The organism is Aeromonas sp. R2-3 (assembly GCF_040908375.1).
GTDB classification, from domain to species: domain Bacteria; phylum Pseudomonadota; class Gammaproteobacteria; order Enterobacterales; family Aeromonadaceae; genus Aeromonas; species Aeromonas veronii.
Genome location: NZ_JBFODP010000027.1, coordinates 122932 through 138383, shown reverse-complemented (window position 1 = coordinate 138383; position 15452 = coordinate 122932). Strand labels below are relative to the sequence as shown.

Below are 15452 nucleotides of genomic sequence, written 5' to 3'. Positions count from 1 at the left end.
TTTATTCCACTATCTTGACCGGAATCTTGCCCGGAACATGCACGTTATTGAGATCCCACTTCCAGTTATCGACCGTGGTAGGCACCGGGATCATCTCGATGCAGTCGGTCGGGCAGGGATCGACACAGAGATCGCAACCGGTGCACTCGTTGGCAATCACGGTATGCATCGCCTTGGTGGCGCCGACGATGGCATCCACCGGGCAGGCCTGAATGCACTTGGTGCAGCCGATGCACTGATCTTCGTGGATAAAGGCGACCTTTTTGACCGGCACTGCGGCCTCATCACTGCCCCCCAGCGGCTGGGGCTCGACCCCCATCAGATCGGCAATCTTGCGCATGGTAGCCTCGCCACCGGGCACGCACTTGTTGATCTGATCGCCGTTGGCGAGCGCCTCGGCGTAGGGTTTGCAGCCGGGATAGCCGCACTGGCCACACTGGGTCTGGGGCAGTAGGGCATCGAGCTGGTCGACGATGGGGTCTGCTTCCACATGAAACTTGACGGCGGCAAAGCCCAGGATAATCCCGAACGCCAGCGCCAGCAGGGTGAGCACCAGAATGGCAAAGAGAATATGGATCATGGTTATATCTTGATAAGGCCGGTAAAGCCCATAAAGGCCAGCGACATCAGACCGGCGGTGATCATGGCAATCGACACCCCGCGAAACGGGGCGGGTACATCGGCGGCGACCAGACGCTCGCGCATGGCGGCAAACAGGATCAACACCAGCGAGAAGCCGGTGGCAGCGCCAAAGCCGTAGATCACGCTCTGGATAAAGTCATGTCGCTCATTGATGCTCAGCAGCGCCACCCCGAGCACCGCGCAGTTGGTGGTGATGAGCGGCAGGAAGATCCCCAGCAGGCGATAGAGGGTCGGGCTGCTCTTGCGCACCACCATCTCGGTAAACTGCACCACCACTGCGATCACCAGAATAAAGGCGAGGGTGCGCAGATAGGCGATATCCAGCGGCAGCAGGATATAGTGCTCCACCAGATAGGAGCTGGCACTGGCGAGGGTCATCACGAAGGTGGTCGCCAGCCCCATGCCGATGGCGGTTTCCAGCTTGCCGGAGACCCCCATAAAGGGGCAGAGGCCGAGGAATTTCACCAGCACGAAGTTGTTAACCAGCACGGTGCCGATCAATAAAAGCAGGTACTCAGTCATCAATTACCGTCACTGAAAGTCGGGTTATCGGGGGTTGAAGGCGGGCGGTATTATCTGACGTTAGGGCCAGTTAAACAACCGCAAGGCCGCATGGTTATTATGCAACTGGATAATTTAGCCGGGGTTTTGGGCGAGAATCCGGTGGGTTTTGCGTCAGTAAGCAACACTGCGTGAACAATCTACCTCTGAGTAGGTGATTATTCGCGAACGAGACGTTTAATCCGTTGATAAAGAGCCTCGACAATCTCCGTTTTATTACAGCCGTAGTGCATCTCTCGGTGGCAATTAGGGCAAAGGGCTACCGTGTTGCTAACCGTATCTGAGCCACCCTCTGCTAGCCCTTTCAGGTGATGTACTTCCAAGAAGGGTTCCCCTGCGGCGGTTATAAAGGGAGCAGGTGCGTTACATGATTCACATTGTTGGGCTGCATTTTGCAGTACCCACTCCCTGACTTGCAGGTCTCGTTCATGACTGTTGGTGATGACATAACGTGATTGGGGCGTTTCGACCCCTTGTGGAAGCGGCTGTTCCAGCGCGTTTTTGTAAGAGCGAAGGTTAAGTTCCTGTTGGCGGATCAGGCGTTCGATATGCGTAAAAGCGGTTGCACCCACATTTTTGGCGGGTTTTAACCCGGGAAGCCACTCTCGTCCCATTTCGGCACAGACATATGAGATGTTCTGCATCCGATATTCGAAGGATTTCTCCGTACGCCCGAATTGGCTCGCCAATTCCCGGTAATAGTGCTTTTTCACGAAGGGCTCACCAAGAGATGCTTTGGTTTGCATATCCAAATATGCAATAACCGCAGCCCTTAGCTCTTCTTCTGTCCAGTTATCGCTCAAAACCAGATCCTAAGTAGAGGAGATAATGCTGTTGGGATTGGCCGGTATCACAGTGATAGACGGCGTCATCCGAGTGTGCTTTTATCGCCTGGCATATTAATCCAAACGACACCGCATTTCAGCTGTCATTTTGCGATAGCGTGCGCCCAGTCCATAAATTTATCTAAATAAATCAGTAAGCTAGTTTTCATTTTCATGTTTTAGGCACGCTATTGGATAGGCTACGCAACTATGTTGCGTTGCACGTAACACAACCACAGGGAGGTGGTGATGGATCCGGTTTCCTATCTTTTTTCGGCTTATCTCAATCTGGTACAGCAGCAGGTTGCGGATATCTATGGCACCGAGGCCAAGACGCTGGTGGTGCAGTATGAGGGGGAGTCGGTCCCGTTCTCTTTTCAGCTGTGGCAGATCCGGCAGCCGAGCGTTTGTCGTCCATACGTGCAGGATGTGCGGCGCTTTAGCCAGTGCACGGTCAAGGCGTCCGCCCTGTTTCACAAGCTGTGTGATGACTTGACCCGGCAGGATGACAGCAGTTGGCAACTGCCCAAATTTCGCACCATGTACTGCTCGGCTGCCGTCAGTTATCGGCCGATGATTGCAGAGATTGGGGATGCCAAGCAGAGTCCTGCCAAGCTGGCGGAGCGCGCCTGCAATCAGGCGATTCTGGCGGCAATGAACAGTGACGATGAAGCCCTGCTGGCCCAGCGTGACAAAGCGTGCGCAGCGGTGCAGTAACGCGAATTTATTTGACTAGATCATTTGCGCTCTCTTTGCGCGCCACGGCACACATGGGCTTCCCCTTGCCGGGTATGATGGGGTTGCCCGCCGTGGGGGCAATAATCGGATGTTTGCGGGCATATGTCGGTCACATCAGCCAGATCACCACCAGGAGGTAACCATGATCAGCCATATCGACCATCTGGTATTGACGGTCAGTGATATCGAACGGGCCGTGGCGTTTTACAGTTCGGTGCTCAATATGGAGGCCATCACCTTCGGTGCGGGGCGCCGGGCGGTAGGGTTTGGCAACCAGAAGATCAATCTGCAACTGCTGGGACAGGAGCCGCGCAACCGGGCGCAGGTGGGGTCGGGAGATGTCTGCCTTATCACCCGCTGGCCGCTGGAGCAGGTGATGGCCCAGCTTGCCTGCCACGGGGTGGATATTGTCGAGGGGCCGGTGACCAAAAGTGGCGCCTGCGGGCCGATAGAATCTGTCTATTTCCTCGACCCTGACCAGAACCTGATTGAGGTCAGCATCTACCCCTGACAGGGTTGGCGCGGCGCCTGACGGTGCAACACCTATCAGAATCACTCTACTTCCTCGACCCGGATCAGAACCTGATAGAAGTGAGCCGTTATCCCTGAGCCCACTAAACCATCACCCCCATCGCCATCAGCAACAGAAAGGGGCCGTCAATTGACGGCCCCTTTCTTGTATCGCCATCGACCCTGCGCCAGTAGCTCTTTGCCGATACTCCAGAAACGCCCTAGAAAGGCGCGTTGCTCTCGTCGCTCTCCTGTAAAAACTGCTCCACTTCTGCCTGATAGGCCGCATCAGGTTGACCGCTGCTGGCAGGGGTTACGGCTGCAGACCGGGCCACGGGAGGGGCGGTGAGGGTCTCGATTACCCGCTGCTGCAGATAGGGGTAGAAGGGGTTGGAGGAGGTGCGGGTGAGGGCGCCGGGGTTGACGATCAGCACGCCGCGCTCACCACGCAGGGCCAGACCGCCGAGATTGATGCCGTATTGCTCCCGCTGCTCCGGGCGCGCTGCCATGCCATAGAGGGGGTCGTCCATCGGGAAGGGGAGCGCCACGTGGGAGAGGGAGTAGATCTCTTTGGGATAATCGATACCCAGCAGGCGAACCTGCTCAGGCTGGTCTGCGCTGGCCAGCGTTCTGGCCTGCGTCGCGTGGGAGGCGGGTTCCACATTGCCCACCACGGTGAGGCGATAGTGCCCGGGGGCGTTTGGCAGCAAGCGCTGCAGCGCCAGCTCGGAGGCCGAGCTCATCAGCGGGCCAAACAGGGTGCTGCGGTTGATATCAAACAGCACCAGTTCGCTGCCGTTGGCCGGCAGGTAGTGGTAGAGATCGGCAATGATGGAGCGGGTGCTGACGGTGTAGTCCATCACCGACTGGAAGGTGAGGGCGGGGGGAAACGCCGCCAGCTCGCCACTGGCGGCCAGCTGGCGCACCTGCTGCTGGATGGCGTGGGTCAGGCGATAGGACTGGCGAGCCCCGTTGACCGGAAACGAGTTGTACTTGAACGGGTTGAACTCCGGCATGGTGTCGAGCCAGGCGGCGTTGGCAAAGGCGGGCAGCAGGGCTGGCACGGCCTTGATCCCGGCGAAGCGGGCAAAGCGGGTCACCCCGATCATCGGGGAGATCAGGACAAGCCGATCCGGTTTTGCCAGCGTGCCGCTCGGGTCGGCCAGCGCATCGAACGCATATTTCACCGCCAGCGCGCCGCCGTTGGAAAAGCCCACCAGATGCAGCGGCCGCTTGCCCGGTGCCAGCAATCTGGCCTCCCGCACCGCCAGTCGGGTGGCGGCCAGCCAAGTCTCCCAATCCACATCCACGAGGCCAGCGGGCACGGTGCCGTGGCCGGGGATCCGCAGCCCCAGCGCGATAAAGCCCTGCTCCTGATAGCGTCTGGCCAGATGGCGCAGGCTGTAGGGGGAGTCGGTCAGGCCGTGCAGCAGCACCGCTACCCCTTTGACTTCCCCCTCGGGGCGCAGCAGATAGGAGCGGTTCCAGTTCTGCTGAAAGCGGGCGGGATTGATGGGCGCGTCCTGATAGTAGCGATTGCTGGCCAGTTGCTGCTCCGGCGGTGTTTTGGCGACTACCTCGGTGGCCACCAGTTCGAACAGCTCTGCTTCGCGGGCCAGATAGGCTTGCCAGTCGCTGCTGTCGAGCTCATCGGCACTGAGTTCGGGGGGTACAACTGTGTGCCACAGCTGCAGCGGCGTTGCCTGCCAGGCGAAGTAGGCGATCACCGCCCAAGCGGTCAGCAACAGCAGCAACAGGGTCAGCAGAGCACGGCGAACAAGGCGGCGAGTGTGAGCCAGCATGGTGCAATCCTTGGCGATAGAGGTAGAGCCGCCTTTGGGCGGGCGAGTTTGGCGCAGCACATTTGGCGCGGCCAACCGGCTTAAAGCCTAATGGAAACAAGGTGATATGTATAGTTGATGGCGTTCGGCCGCGCTGGCTGTGGGCGCCTGATCCCGCCGCTTACATCAGGCTGGCCGTTCGAAGGCTGCATCGCGGGCCATCTGGCGGCGTGAACTTGTTCGCGGATGCCCGCTTGGGCGCTGCGGCCCTGCAACTATCTGCCCCTGAGAGGGGGCAATTATGCTACTGTAGCGGCGTTTTTTGATGGATAAGCTGGCATTGGCCTTTTTTGAAGATGGAATGGTATGCAGAACTTTGACGTAGTGAATTGGCTGATGCAGCAAACAGCCTCCCCGGCGCAGCCGGAACAGGCGATGGCACAACCGGGCGCGGCCCAGAACCTGTGGCAGGTGATCCATGCTGGCTAACGAATCCATGCGCCTGAACAAATACATCAGCGAGAGCGGCATCTGCTCGCGCCGCGAGGCCGACCGCTTTATCGAGCAGGGCCACGTCTTTATCAACGGCAAGCGGGCCGGGATTGGCGATCAGGTGCAGGTTGGTGATCTGGTCAAGGTCAACGGTCAGGTGATCGAGCCGCGCGAGGCGGACAGTCTGGTGCTGATCGCCCTCAACAAGCCGGTGGGCATCGTCAGTACCACAGAGGCGGGCGAGAAGGACAACATCGTCGATTTCGTCAACCACAGCACTCGGGTCTTCCCCATCGGGCGGCTCGACAAGGATTCGCAGGGGCTGATTTTCCTCACCAACCACGGCGATCTGGTCAACAAGATCCTGCGGGCGGGCAACGATCACGAGAAAGAGTATCTGGTGACCGTCGACAAGCCGGTGACCGACGAGTTTGTGCGCGGCATGGCGGCCGGGGTGCCGATCCTCGGTACTGTGACCAAGAAGTGCAAGGTGAAGAAAGAGGCGCCGTTCGTCTTTCGCATCACGCTAGTGCAGGGGCTTAACCGCCAGATCCGCCGCATGTGCGAGTACTTCGGTTTTGAAGTGACCAAGCTGGAGCGCATCCGCATCATGAATGTCAGCCTCAAGGGGCTGCCGGTGGGCGAGTGGCGCGATCTCACCGACGACGAGCTGATCGATCTGTTCAAGCTGATTGAGGACTCCTCTTCCGAGGTGAAACCGGCCAAAGGCGACAAGCCGAAGGCGGCCAAGGCCCCTGCGGCGCAAACCGCCAAACCGGGGCAGGGCAAGAAACCGCGCCGCGATGACGATCACGAGATTGGCGGGCGTCCCAATGTGCCGGGCCCGGAAGCCTTCGAGAAGAAGCTGCCGGTGGGCAAGGGTGGCGCGGGCAAAGGTGCTGCCAACAAGGGCGGCGCTGGCAAAGGGGCACCCAAGGGTGGCAAACCGGCCGCTGGCAAGCCGCGCACTGCTAACAGCGGACGGCAGAAGAAGGGGCGCTGAGTTGCTCCCCTGAGTGGCATCAGCCTACCTTGTCATCCCCAACACTGTTATCTCCAACACACCGGCCTCAGGCCGGTGTGTTGCTTTGGGCCGCAGCGCTGGCCGGGAGGGGCGCTGAAAGGGTTGGTTCGCTGGCGGTCGGTAACCCCATGACGCGAGGGTAGTGGCGCGGGTCGAGGCGCACTACCAGCAGGCTCATCAGCAGCAAGCCCCCCAGTTGCCACTGCCAGGCGGCTGTGAAGTCGCCCACATAGTGATAGAGCCGCGCCGCCACCCAGGGGCCGGTGGCCGCCAGCATAAAGCCGAAGCCCTGCATCAGGGCGCTCAGGGTGCCGGCGCGGCGCGGGTCGGGCAGGTGATCGAGCGCAATCACCATGATCAGCGAAAAACTGCCGCCAAGACCGGCGCCGCACAGCATGCACCAGAGAATCGGGGCACTGGCTGGTGCCAGCCAGAGGCCGCCAAACCCCGCCAGCTGCATGGCAATCGCCAGCCCCATCCATGGCCGCCGATCTAGACTGCGCGCCGCCAGCAGCGGCAGACCGAGGCCGCTGGCAGTCTGCGCCAGTGCCAGCCAGGCGACCAGCTCGCCAGCCTGTGCGGCGTTCCACCCATTCGCCATATAGGCGGGGGCCAGCCAGGCCACGACGATGCCGTAACCGCTGTTGATGATGCCAAAGCAGACGATCAGCAACCAACTGCGGGGCAGGGTGATTAGCCGTTGCTCGCCATCGGGAATGGCGACCGCGGCGGCCCGTGGCAGACGTACTTGCCACACCAGCCAGACGAGGGCCAGCAGCAGCGGCAGGCTCCAGAGCGCCAGTGCCCGCGACCAGTCGAGGCTCGCCGCCAGCCTTGGGGTGAGGCTGGCCCCCAGTGCTCCGCCCCCCATCATGCAGGCGGAGAAGATCCCCATCACCAGCGGTACCTTGCGGGTGAAGGCCTGCTTGATTAGCGCGGGCAACACTCCCTGCACCAGCGCCGAACCAAGGCCGCAGAGCGCCGCACTGGCGATCAGCAGGGCGCCGCTTTTGGCATCGAGGCGCATGGCGCTGCCAATGCCGAGCAGCAACAGGGCCAGCCCCAGCAGTTGGCCCGCACTGGCGCGCCGACGCAGGCTGGGAGTGAGCAGCACGCCAATCCCGATGAGCCACAGCGGCAGCAGGGTGAGCCAGGCCAGGGTATCCATCCCGAGCGACAGGGCGCGGCCAATCTCGCCGCTCAGCGGGCCGATGGCGGTAAGAAAGGGGCGCAGATTCAGGCCAATCAGGATCACCAGCACCAGCAGGGCCGTCTGGCCTGCGGGTTGATCCGTATTTCGTTGATTCATCGGGTGCAGTTTCCGGTTCTGGGAGAAGTGGGATGCATTCGGGATGCGGAGTCATCGGGGCTGAACATGGCGGATCACCGTCAAAGGAGGCAAAAATGCCAGCCTAGCGGGCTCGAAAATCATTTGGAAATTAAATGATAGAATGGGTTTCAGTGGTTTTATAAATGGAGCGCCCCATGCTGGATCCCCTGTTACTGCGCAGTTTTGTCGCCATTATCGACACCGGCAGCTTTACCCGCGCCGGTGAACGGGTCCATCTGACCCAATCCACCATCAGCCAGCAGATCCGCCGCCTTGAGCAGCAGCTTGGCTGCCCGCTGCTCGATCGTGCTGGCCGTCAGGTGGTGGCGACGGCGGAGGGGGAAAAATTGCTGGGGCTGGCCCGCCGCATTCTGGCGCTGCTGGCGCAGGCCGAGGAGCAGGTGAGCGAGGGGAGCATGGCGCTCAGCCTCGGGGTGCCGGAGGATTTCGCCGCCGGTGCCATTACCCCGGTGCTGGCCGCCTTTGCCCGCGACTACCCCGAGGTGCGGTTGGAGGTGCAAAGCGGCCTGAGCCACGAGATCTGGCAGCGCTTCGAGGCGGGAGAGCTGGATCTGGCGTTGGTCAAGCAGGCGCGGGGGCAGGGTTCGCCCCTTGCCAGCTGGCGCGAGCCGCTTGTGTGGGTCGACAGTCGCGACTGGCCCGCACGGGAACGGGATCCGCTGCCGCTGGTGGTGTTCCCGAGCGAAGGTCTCTATCGGCGCCAGATGACCGAGGCGCTCGATGGCCTTGGCCAGCGTTGGCGCATTGCCTATGTCAGCGCTAGTCTCGCCAGTTTGCAGGGGGCGGTGAGCGCGGGGATCGGGGTGAGCTTGCTGCCCAAACGGTTGATGCCCGTCGATCAGCTGGCCCTGACTCAGTGGCCCAAGGTGGCGCCGGTGGAGCTAGCGCTCCATGCCGGGGGAAGCGGGAGCGAGCCGCTCACCCGCTTGAGTTCGGCCCTGATCGCCCTCTGTGACGAGGTGATGGGGCCGCAGTGAGTTGCTATGTGGGGGAAAACTTCAGTGGGAAAAACTGACGTCGGCAAGATAAGGCGGAAAAAATGCGGGGAGGGATCAGTGATCCTTCCCCTCCGCCAGCTTGCGCTCGTAATCCTGTTTCACGATGGCCAGCGCCGCCAGCACCAGCTCGGGAGCCAGCTGGTTGGTCTCCAGCAGTTCAATCAGATCCACCGCGAGTTTCACCTCGGGCGGGGCAGTTTCCAGTGACATTCGGTATGGCCTCGGTTGGTTCGGGTTGCGGGAATAAGGGGGGAGTATACAGGGGCGCCGCCGCTGGCCGAAAGCGCCCCGCTGTTTTGGGGAGGGGTAAAGGGTCAGAGGTGCTGGCGCATCTCCTTGTCGATCTCCTCACGCAGGGCAATCAGCTTTTTGGCGTACTGCTGCAACTGCAGATCGCTCTCGCTCACCGGCTGCCACTGGGGCACCGGGGTCGGTTTGCCCTGCTCATCCATCGCCACAAAGATGATGATGCAGTGGGTGGTCTTGTGACGCTCGGTGTCGGTGGGGTGGCGGCTGTAGACATCCACCGCCAGATGCATGCTGGTGGTGCCGGTGTGGATCACCTGGGCGTGCACCTCCACCAGCTGGCCAATCTGGATGGGGCGCAAAAAGCGGATCCCCCCCACATAGACGGTCACCGCATAGCCGCCACACCAGCCAGCAGCGCAGGCATAGCCCGCCTGATCGATCCACTTCATCACCATGCCGCCGTGTACCTTGCCGCCGAAATTGACGTCAGAGGGCTCGGCCAGAAATTGCAGGGTCAGTTCGCGATTTGGCACAGTTACATCCTTATTGCCTGAAGGGTTTCCCTGAGCTTTGCCCCATCGGCCTGCCCGGTCAAGGGTTCATCCCCGATTCAGGGGGGCGGGGTCACTATCTGTCTTTATTCATCCCGATTTCACTTTTTTGACCCGCAGGAGTGACACCATGAAACAGATGCTGGAACAGTTGCTGGGGGCTGGCAAAGGCTGGCTCAACGAAGGCGGAGACAAGCGCAAGGGGCAGATGCAGGGAGCGCTGGCCGGCGGCGCGCTCGGTCTGCTGCTGGGTAACAAGAAGATGCGCAAATATGGCGGCAAGGCCGCTGCCGTGGGGGGCGCCGCAGCCCTTGGCGGGCTGGCCTACAAGCTCTATCAGGATTGGCAGGCCCAGCAGGCGGCGCCCGCCCAGCCGACCCATCCCGTCAGTGGGCTGGAAGGCAATGCGCTGGATGCCCGCGCGGCGCTTTTGGTGCGCGCCATGGTGGCTGCGGCCCGGGCCGATGGCCATATCGACGGCGCCGAGCGCCAGAAAATTCAGGAGTACCTGACCGAACAGGGTCAGAGCGATGTCGCCCGCTGGATTGACGCCGAGCTGGCCCGTCCCCTCGATCCCCACGCGCTGGCGCGGGAAGTGACCGATATGGAGCTGGCCACCGAGGTCTATCTCGCCTCCCTGCTCGCCATCGAGGTGGATCACTTTATGGAGCGCGGTTATCTCGATGAGCTGGCGCGCGCCCTCAAACTCGATGAGAACCTCAAAGAGAGCATCGAGCGGCAGGTGGCCCAACTTAACGCCCCCGCCTGATATCCCTCATCGCCATGGATTGCCGATAACGCCCCGCTCAAGGGGCGTTGTTGTTTCTGCTGCTCGTAAAAAGATACGAATGAGCCTATTTGGATTGCGGGACACAGCCTCTAAGATGGCGCAGGACCATCACTTTTTTGCAAGGAGCAACCGTTGGAGATACGCAAGGCAAGCGAACTGGATATCGACGCCATTGTCGAGCTGAACCGGCAGATAGGAGAGATCCACCATCAACACTATCCCGAGGTGTTCTGCCCCCCTTCGCCAGAGGAGCGGGCATTTTTGCTCGACGCCATCGGTGCAGAAGGCGTCTGTTCTGCGTTGCCGAGCAGGATGGCAGGGTGGTGGGCTTTTTGACGGCGCGGATAAACATCAATGAGAGCGTGCCTTTTCTCACCCGTGCGCCGATTTGCCGTATCGGCTCGGTGGTGGTGGATGAGCAGCACCGCTCTCTCGGGATTGGCAGGGCGCTGATCGCCCATTGCGATGAGTGGGCCAATGCCCGTGATGCTCAGCAAATCCGGCTGGAGGTGATGGCCTTCAACGAGCGCGCCAAAGCCCTCTACGAGGCGCTGGGGTTCAAGGTGCAGTCGCAAATCATGGTCAGATAACCAGTTTCTGATGGCGAGCCAAGGTGCGTCACTCCCCAACTACACAGGCCCGTTACTGGCCTTTGTTCGTTTCGTCAGCGGCTCTTTGCCTCGTTACTTTTCACCGAGTTGTGCGGCAATCAGCGCGGCCAGTCGGGTGAGGGCCTGCTCCAGCTGTTCGCTCCAGGGATGGGAGCTGTTGAGGCGCAGGCAGTGGTTGTGTTGCCCCTGACTGGAAAAGAGGGCGCCGGGGGCTACTGAAAAACCGCTGCCCAGAGCCTTGGCGTGCAGGGCTCGGCTGTCGAAATGGGCAGGCAGCGCCAGCCAGAGGAAGTAGCCGCCATCGGGGGAGGAGATCCGCACCTCGTCCGGCAACAGCCGTTGCAGGGCCGCCCGCATCTGCTGCTGGCGCTGGGCCAGGGTGTGGCGCAGGCGGCGAAAGTGGGCATCGACCCCGCCCTGGCGCAGCATCTCGGCCAGCGCCAGCTGGCTCGGCACATTGGTGGAGAGGGTGGACATCAGTTGCAGCCGCTGCACCCGCTCGGCATGGGGCCCCGCCACCACCCAGCCGACCCGAAAGCCCGGCGCCAGGCACTTGGAAAAGGAGCTGCAGAGCAGGCTGTCGCCACGCTGATCCCAGTGGCGGATCGGCTTGGGGCGCTCGCGGCCGAAGTAGACCTCGGCATAGACGTCATCCTCCACTAGCGGCACCTTGTGGGCGTTGAGCAGTGCCATCAGCCCCTGTTTGTGCGCATCGGGCATGGTGTGGCCCAGCGGGTGCTGCACATTGCCCATCAGCCAGCACGCCTTGACCGGCATCTGGTTGAGGGCATCTTCCAATAGCGCCAGATCGATGCCCACCCCCGGGATGACCGGGATCTCCACCGCCTTGAGTTTCAGCCGTTCGATGGCCTGCAGGGCGCCATAGAAGGTGGGGGACTCCACCACCACCCAGTCACCGGGCTCGGTCAGCACCTGCAGGCTGAGGGAGAGTGCCTCCATGGCGCCTGTGGTGATGATGATCTCCTGCGGATTGACCGCCACCCCGTCGCTGGCGTAGCGCTGGGCGATGGCGCGGCGCAGCGCTTCGTTGCCGGGGGGCAGGTCGGCCACCGTGCTGAAGGGATCGAGCTTGCGCATGCAGCTGGCCAGGGCCCGCCCGAGCTGGGGATGGGGGAACAGGGTCGGGTCTGCTACCGACATGCCAAGGGGCACCAGATCCCGCGATTTGCTCGCCTGCAACACCTCGAACACCAGATCGTTGATATCCACCGAGCCGCTGTAGTGGGTCTGGCTCGGGGTGTGCTGCACGACCTGCGGCGAAGCGGCTTTGACGTAGTAGCCGGACTGGGGGCGGGCGAGGATCCGCCCCTGACTTTCCAGCAGTTGATAGGCCTGCAACACTGTCATGGGGCTGAGCCCGTGGGTCTTGCAGCTCTGGCGAATGGAGGGGATGCGCTCCCCCGGTTGCCAGATGCCATCGTCGATCTGGCTTTGCAGGCGGTCGGCCAACTGCTGGTAAAGGGACATGATCTGGATCAACTGTTATAGGTGTAATTCAATATAACTGCATCTGTTATAGGTGTCATGCTCCGTGATGTACTTGTCACGCACGAAACGTGCAAGGCAAATACAACAAAAGAGAGTGACGCATGATCAATCCGGATGACGTGGTCAGCCTGTCTCGCCTGCAATTTGGCGCCACGGCCCTGTTCCACTTCCTGTTTGTGCCCCTCACGCTGGGGCTGTCCTGGATCCTGGTGATCGCCGAGTCGGCTTATGTGATGACCGGCAAGGTGATCTATCAGGACATCACCCGCTTCTGGGGCAAACTGTTTGGCATCAACTTCGTCATGGGGGTCACCACGGGGATCACCATGGAGTTTCAGTTCGGCACCAACTGGGCTTACTACTCCCACTATGTGGGGGACATCTTCGGTACTCCGCTGGCCATCGAGGGGCTGATGGCCTTCTTCCTCGAATCGACCCTGGTGGGGCTCTTCTTCTTCGGCTGGGACAAGCTCTCCCGCGGCAAGCACCTGCTGGTGACCATGCTGGTGGCGCTCGGCTCCAATCTCTCCGCGCTCTGGATCCTGATCGGCAACGGCTGGATGCAAAACCCGGTGGGGGCCGAGTTCAACCTGCTGACCCAGCGGATGGAGCTGGTGGATATCGCCGCCGTGCTGTTCAATCCGGTGGCACAGGTGAAGTTCGTTCACACCGTTGCGGCAGGCTATGTGGCCGCCTCCATGTTCGTGATGGGGGTGAGCAGTTGGTATCTGCTGCGCAAGACGGAAGTGCAGTTTGCCCTGCGCTCATTCGCTATTGCCTCCGGCTTTGGGCTGGCAGCCATTCTCTCGGTCATTGTGCTCGGAGATGAGTCGGGCTATCGCACCGGCGAGGTGCAGAAGGTGAAGCTCGCCGCCATCGAGGCGGAGTGGGAGACCGAGCCAGCGCCAGCCTCCTTTACCCTGTTCGGCTTCCCGGATCAGACTGCCGAGACCACCCACGCAGCCATCAAGATCCCGTATCTGATGGGGATCATCGCTACCCGCTCTATCGACGAGGCGGTGACCGGCCTCAAGGATATCAAGGTGCAGAACGAGGCGCGCATTCGCAGCGGCATGGTGGCGGCCGAGGCCCTCGACCAGATCCGGCAGGGCGCTGATACACCTGCCAACCGCGCCCGCTTCGAGCAGCACGGCAAGGATCTCGGCTACGGCATGCTGCTCACCCCCTATGCCAGCAATATCGCCAAGGCCGGTGAGGTTGAGATTGCCAAAGCGGTCGATGACTCCATCCCGCCAGTGGCGCCGCTGTTCTGGGGCTTTCGGGTGATGGTGGGGCTCGGTGTCGCCATGCTGGGGCTGATGGTGGTGAGCTTTGTTCAGCTCTGCCGCAACCGGCTGCAAGACTCGCCACGGCTGCTCAAGACCCTACTCTGGAGCATTCCGCTGCCCTGGATTGCCATCGAGGCGGGCTGGCTGGTGGCCGAACTCGGCCGTCAACCCTGGACCATCAGCGATGTGCTGCCGGTCTCGGCCTCGGTCTCTTTGCTTCAGCCGGGCCAACTCTGGTTCAGCCTCATCGCTATCTGTTCCATCTACACCCTGTTGCTGGTGGTGGAGCTGTTCCTGTTGCGTCATGTGATCCGCAAGGGGCCCGCCATTCTCCATACCGGCCGCTACAGCGGTGAACAACCCGAACTTGCGAGGATCGCCTGATGGATTACGCAACCCTGAAACTCATCTGGTGGGCGCTGGTGCTCTTCATGATGGTCGGTTTTATCGTGATGGATGGCTTCGATCTCGGCATCGCCATGCTGCTGCCAGTGGTGTCGAAAGATGACGACGACCGCCGTCTGGTGATCAACAGCGTGGGGCCGGTGTGGGAGGGCAATCAGGTGTGGCTGATTGCCGGTGCCGGCGCCCTGTTCGCCGCCTGGCCGCTGGTTTATGCCGCCGCCTTCTCGGGGCTCTACATCCCCATGGTGGTGCTGCTGCTTGGGCTATTTTTGCGTCCGGTCGGCTTTGACTATCGCAGCAAGCTGGCCGATCCGCTGTGGCGCCGCTGGTGGGATCGAGCGCTGGTGGCCGGTGGCTTGATACCGGCGCTCATCCTCGGTGCGGCTATCGGTCTGGTGATGGAGGGGCTGCCGTTTCGCTTCGACACGGCGCTGCGTCTGCACTATGGCGCGTTCGACTTCCACTGGGGCTGGCTGATCTCGGTGCTGGCCACAGCCATCAGCCTGTTGCTGCTGCACGGCGCCGGTTTTCTGCAAGCCAAGGTGACCGGCACCCCTGCGCTGCGCGCACGGGGGATCGCCATCCTGCTGGCCCCGCTGGTGAGCCTCTGCTACCTGCTGGCCGGCTGGCATCTGGTGGATCTGCAAGGGTTTCAGCTGACCGGTGTGGGCACACAACCCTTTGACCCGAATGCCGCCATCAGCCCGCTGATGAAGGGGGTGATCCCCCACGCCGGAGGCTGGCTGCGCAACTACTTTGACTATCCGCTGCTGTGGCTGGTGCCGATCATCGGGGCGCTGGCGCCGCTGGTGAGCGGGATTGCCTCCTGGCTGGAGCGGGGCCGGATTTCGCTGCTGGCCAGCGCCATTGCCTGCGCCGCCATGCTCTGCTCGGTGGCCATCGCCCTGTTCCCCTTCGTGCTGCCCTCATCCCTCGATGTGGTCAGCAGCCTGACCCTGTGGGACAGCACCTCCAGCTACAAGACCCTGGCCATCATGTTCGGCCTCGTGCTGGTGCTGATGCCGGTCAACCTGGGCTACACCGGCTGGGTCTATCGGGTGGTGCGCGGCAAGCTCGACCGTGCCCGCATCAAGCGCGACAGCCATCAACTCTACTGACCTCAAGGG

At 61.6% G+C, this 15452-nt stretch carries 16 protein-coding genes and 1 pseudogene; 9 read left to right on the top strand and 8 right to left on the bottom strand.

All coding sequences use genetic code 11. The features are described 5' to 3' along the window. Position 1 precedes the first annotated feature (1 nt). The 3 genes from rsxB to AB5Z02_RS13220 form a co-directional block, all read right to left on the bottom strand. The gene (gene rsxB, locus AB5Z02_RS13230) at positions 2–580 is read right to left on the bottom strand and encodes an electron transport complex subunit RsxB (RefSeq protein WP_005350799.1); all 579 of its coding nucleotides are present in this window, start codon (positions 578–580) and stop codon (positions 2–4) included. 2 nt (positions 581–582) lie between these two features. After that, the gene (gene rsxA, locus AB5Z02_RS13225) at positions 583–1164 is read right to left on the bottom strand and encodes an electron transport complex subunit RsxA (RefSeq protein ID WP_005337600.1); all 582 of its coding nucleotides are present in this window, start codon (positions 1162–1164) and stop codon (positions 583–585) included. 197 nt (positions 1165–1361) lie between these two features. Then, positions 1362–2006 carry an HNH endonuclease signature motif containing protein gene (locus tag AB5Z02_RS13220; RefSeq protein ID WP_263085971.1) on the bottom strand — a complete coding sequence of 215 codons (645 nt, stop codon included), beginning with the start codon at positions 2004–2006 and terminating at the stop codon, positions 1362–1364. Between the two features lie 270 nt (positions 2007–2276). Between AB5Z02_RS13220 and AB5Z02_RS13215 the strand changes: the two genes are divergently transcribed. Continuing rightward, entirely contained in the window at positions 2277–2744 is a 468-nt protein-coding gene (locus tag AB5Z02_RS13215; RefSeq protein WP_368216138.1) for a hypothetical protein, read from the top strand. A 163-nt stretch (positions 2745–2907) separates the two neighbouring features. Beyond that, entirely contained in the window at positions 2908–3276 is a 369-nt protein-coding gene (locus AB5Z02_RS13210; RefSeq protein WP_368216137.1) for a VOC family protein, read from the top strand. Positions 3277–3496: 220 nt separating this feature from the next. On the opposite strand, the gene AB5Z02_RS13205 is transcribed toward AB5Z02_RS13210, so the two are convergent. Continuing rightward, a complete protein-coding gene (locus AB5Z02_RS13205; RefSeq protein WP_368216136.1) occupies positions 3497–5077 on the bottom strand; it encodes an alpha/beta hydrolase in 1581 nt (526 codons plus the stop codon). 345 nt (positions 5078–5422) lie between these two features. On the opposite strand from AB5Z02_RS13205, the gene AB5Z02_RS13200 reads away from it, so the two are divergent. Further along, positions 5423–5545, top strand: a complete 123-nt coding sequence (locus AB5Z02_RS13200) for a hypothetical protein (RefSeq protein ID WP_005359634.1) — start codon at positions 5423–5425, stop codon at positions 5543–5545. Beyond that, complete coding sequence (gene rluF, locus AB5Z02_RS13195; RefSeq protein WP_368216135.1) at positions 5535–6551, top strand: 23S rRNA pseudouridine(2604) synthase RluF; 1017 nt, start codon at positions 5535–5537, stop codon at positions 6549–6551. Before AB5Z02_RS13200 ends, rluF begins: the two co-directional genes overlap by 11 nt. Positions 6552–6618: 67 nt before the next feature. Here rluF and AB5Z02_RS13190 read toward each other — a convergent pair whose 3' ends face one another. Further along, positions 6619–7881, bottom strand: coding sequence for a cyanate transporter (locus tag AB5Z02_RS13190; protein ID WP_368216134.1), 1263 nt, complete (start codon positions 7879–7881; stop codon positions 6619–6621). A 176-nt stretch (positions 7882–8057) separates the two neighbouring features. Here AB5Z02_RS13190 and AB5Z02_RS13185 point away from each other — a divergent pair, with 176 nt between their 5' ends. After that, positions 8058–8900, top strand: a complete 843-nt coding sequence (locus AB5Z02_RS13185; RefSeq protein WP_368216133.1) for a LysR family transcriptional regulator — start codon at positions 8058–8060, stop codon at positions 8898–8900. Positions 8901–8975: 75 nt separating this feature from the next. Here AB5Z02_RS13185 and rsmS read toward each other — a convergent pair whose 3' ends face one another. Continuing rightward, positions 8976–9131 carry a pleiotropic regulatory protein RsmS gene (gene rsmS / locus AB5Z02_RS13180; protein WP_074042636.1) on the bottom strand — a complete coding sequence of 52 codons (156 nt, stop codon included), beginning with the start codon at positions 9129–9131 and terminating at the stop codon, positions 8976–8978. A gap of 104 nt (positions 9132–9235) precedes the next feature. Continuing rightward, on the bottom strand, positions 9236–9703 hold the full coding sequence (locus AB5Z02_RS13175; protein ID WP_021230653.1) for an acyl-CoA thioesterase: 468 nt from the start codon (positions 9701–9703) through the stop codon (positions 9236–9238). A 148-nt stretch (positions 9704–9851) separates the two neighbouring features. Between AB5Z02_RS13175 and AB5Z02_RS13170 the strand changes: the two genes are divergently transcribed. Both AB5Z02_RS13170 and AB5Z02_RS13165 read left to right on the top strand, forming a co-directional pair. Beyond that, positions 9852–10490: a tellurite resistance TerB family protein gene (locus AB5Z02_RS13170; protein WP_368216132.1), complete on the top strand. Its 639-nt coding sequence runs from the start codon at positions 9852–9854 to the stop codon at positions 10488–10490. A 153-nt stretch (positions 10491–10643) separates the two neighbouring features. Beyond that, positions 10644–11101 (top strand): annotated as a pseudogene (locus tag AB5Z02_RS13165) (N-acetyltransferase family protein). 93 nt (positions 11102–11194) lie between these two features. Here the strand turns inward: AB5Z02_RS13165 and AB5Z02_RS13160 are convergent. Continuing rightward, positions 11195–12610 (bottom strand): PLP-dependent aminotransferase family protein, encoded by a 1416-nt coding sequence (locus AB5Z02_RS13160; protein ID WP_368216131.1) that lies wholly within the window; start codon positions 12608–12610, stop codon positions 11195–11197. Between the two features lie 122 nt (positions 12611–12732). Here AB5Z02_RS13160 and AB5Z02_RS13155 point away from each other — a divergent pair, with 122 nt between their 5' ends. Both AB5Z02_RS13155 and cydB read left to right on the top strand, forming a co-directional pair. Then, positions 12733–14304 (top strand): cytochrome ubiquinol oxidase subunit I, encoded by a 1572-nt coding sequence (locus AB5Z02_RS13155; RefSeq protein ID WP_368216130.1) that lies wholly within the window; start codon positions 12733–12735, stop codon positions 14302–14304. Further along, entirely contained in the window at positions 14304–15443 is a 1140-nt protein-coding gene (gene cydB, locus AB5Z02_RS13150; protein WP_335873933.1) for a cytochrome d ubiquinol oxidase subunit II, read from the top strand. Before AB5Z02_RS13155 ends, cydB begins: the two co-directional genes overlap by 1 nt. Positions 15444–15452: the final 9 nt, after the last annotated feature.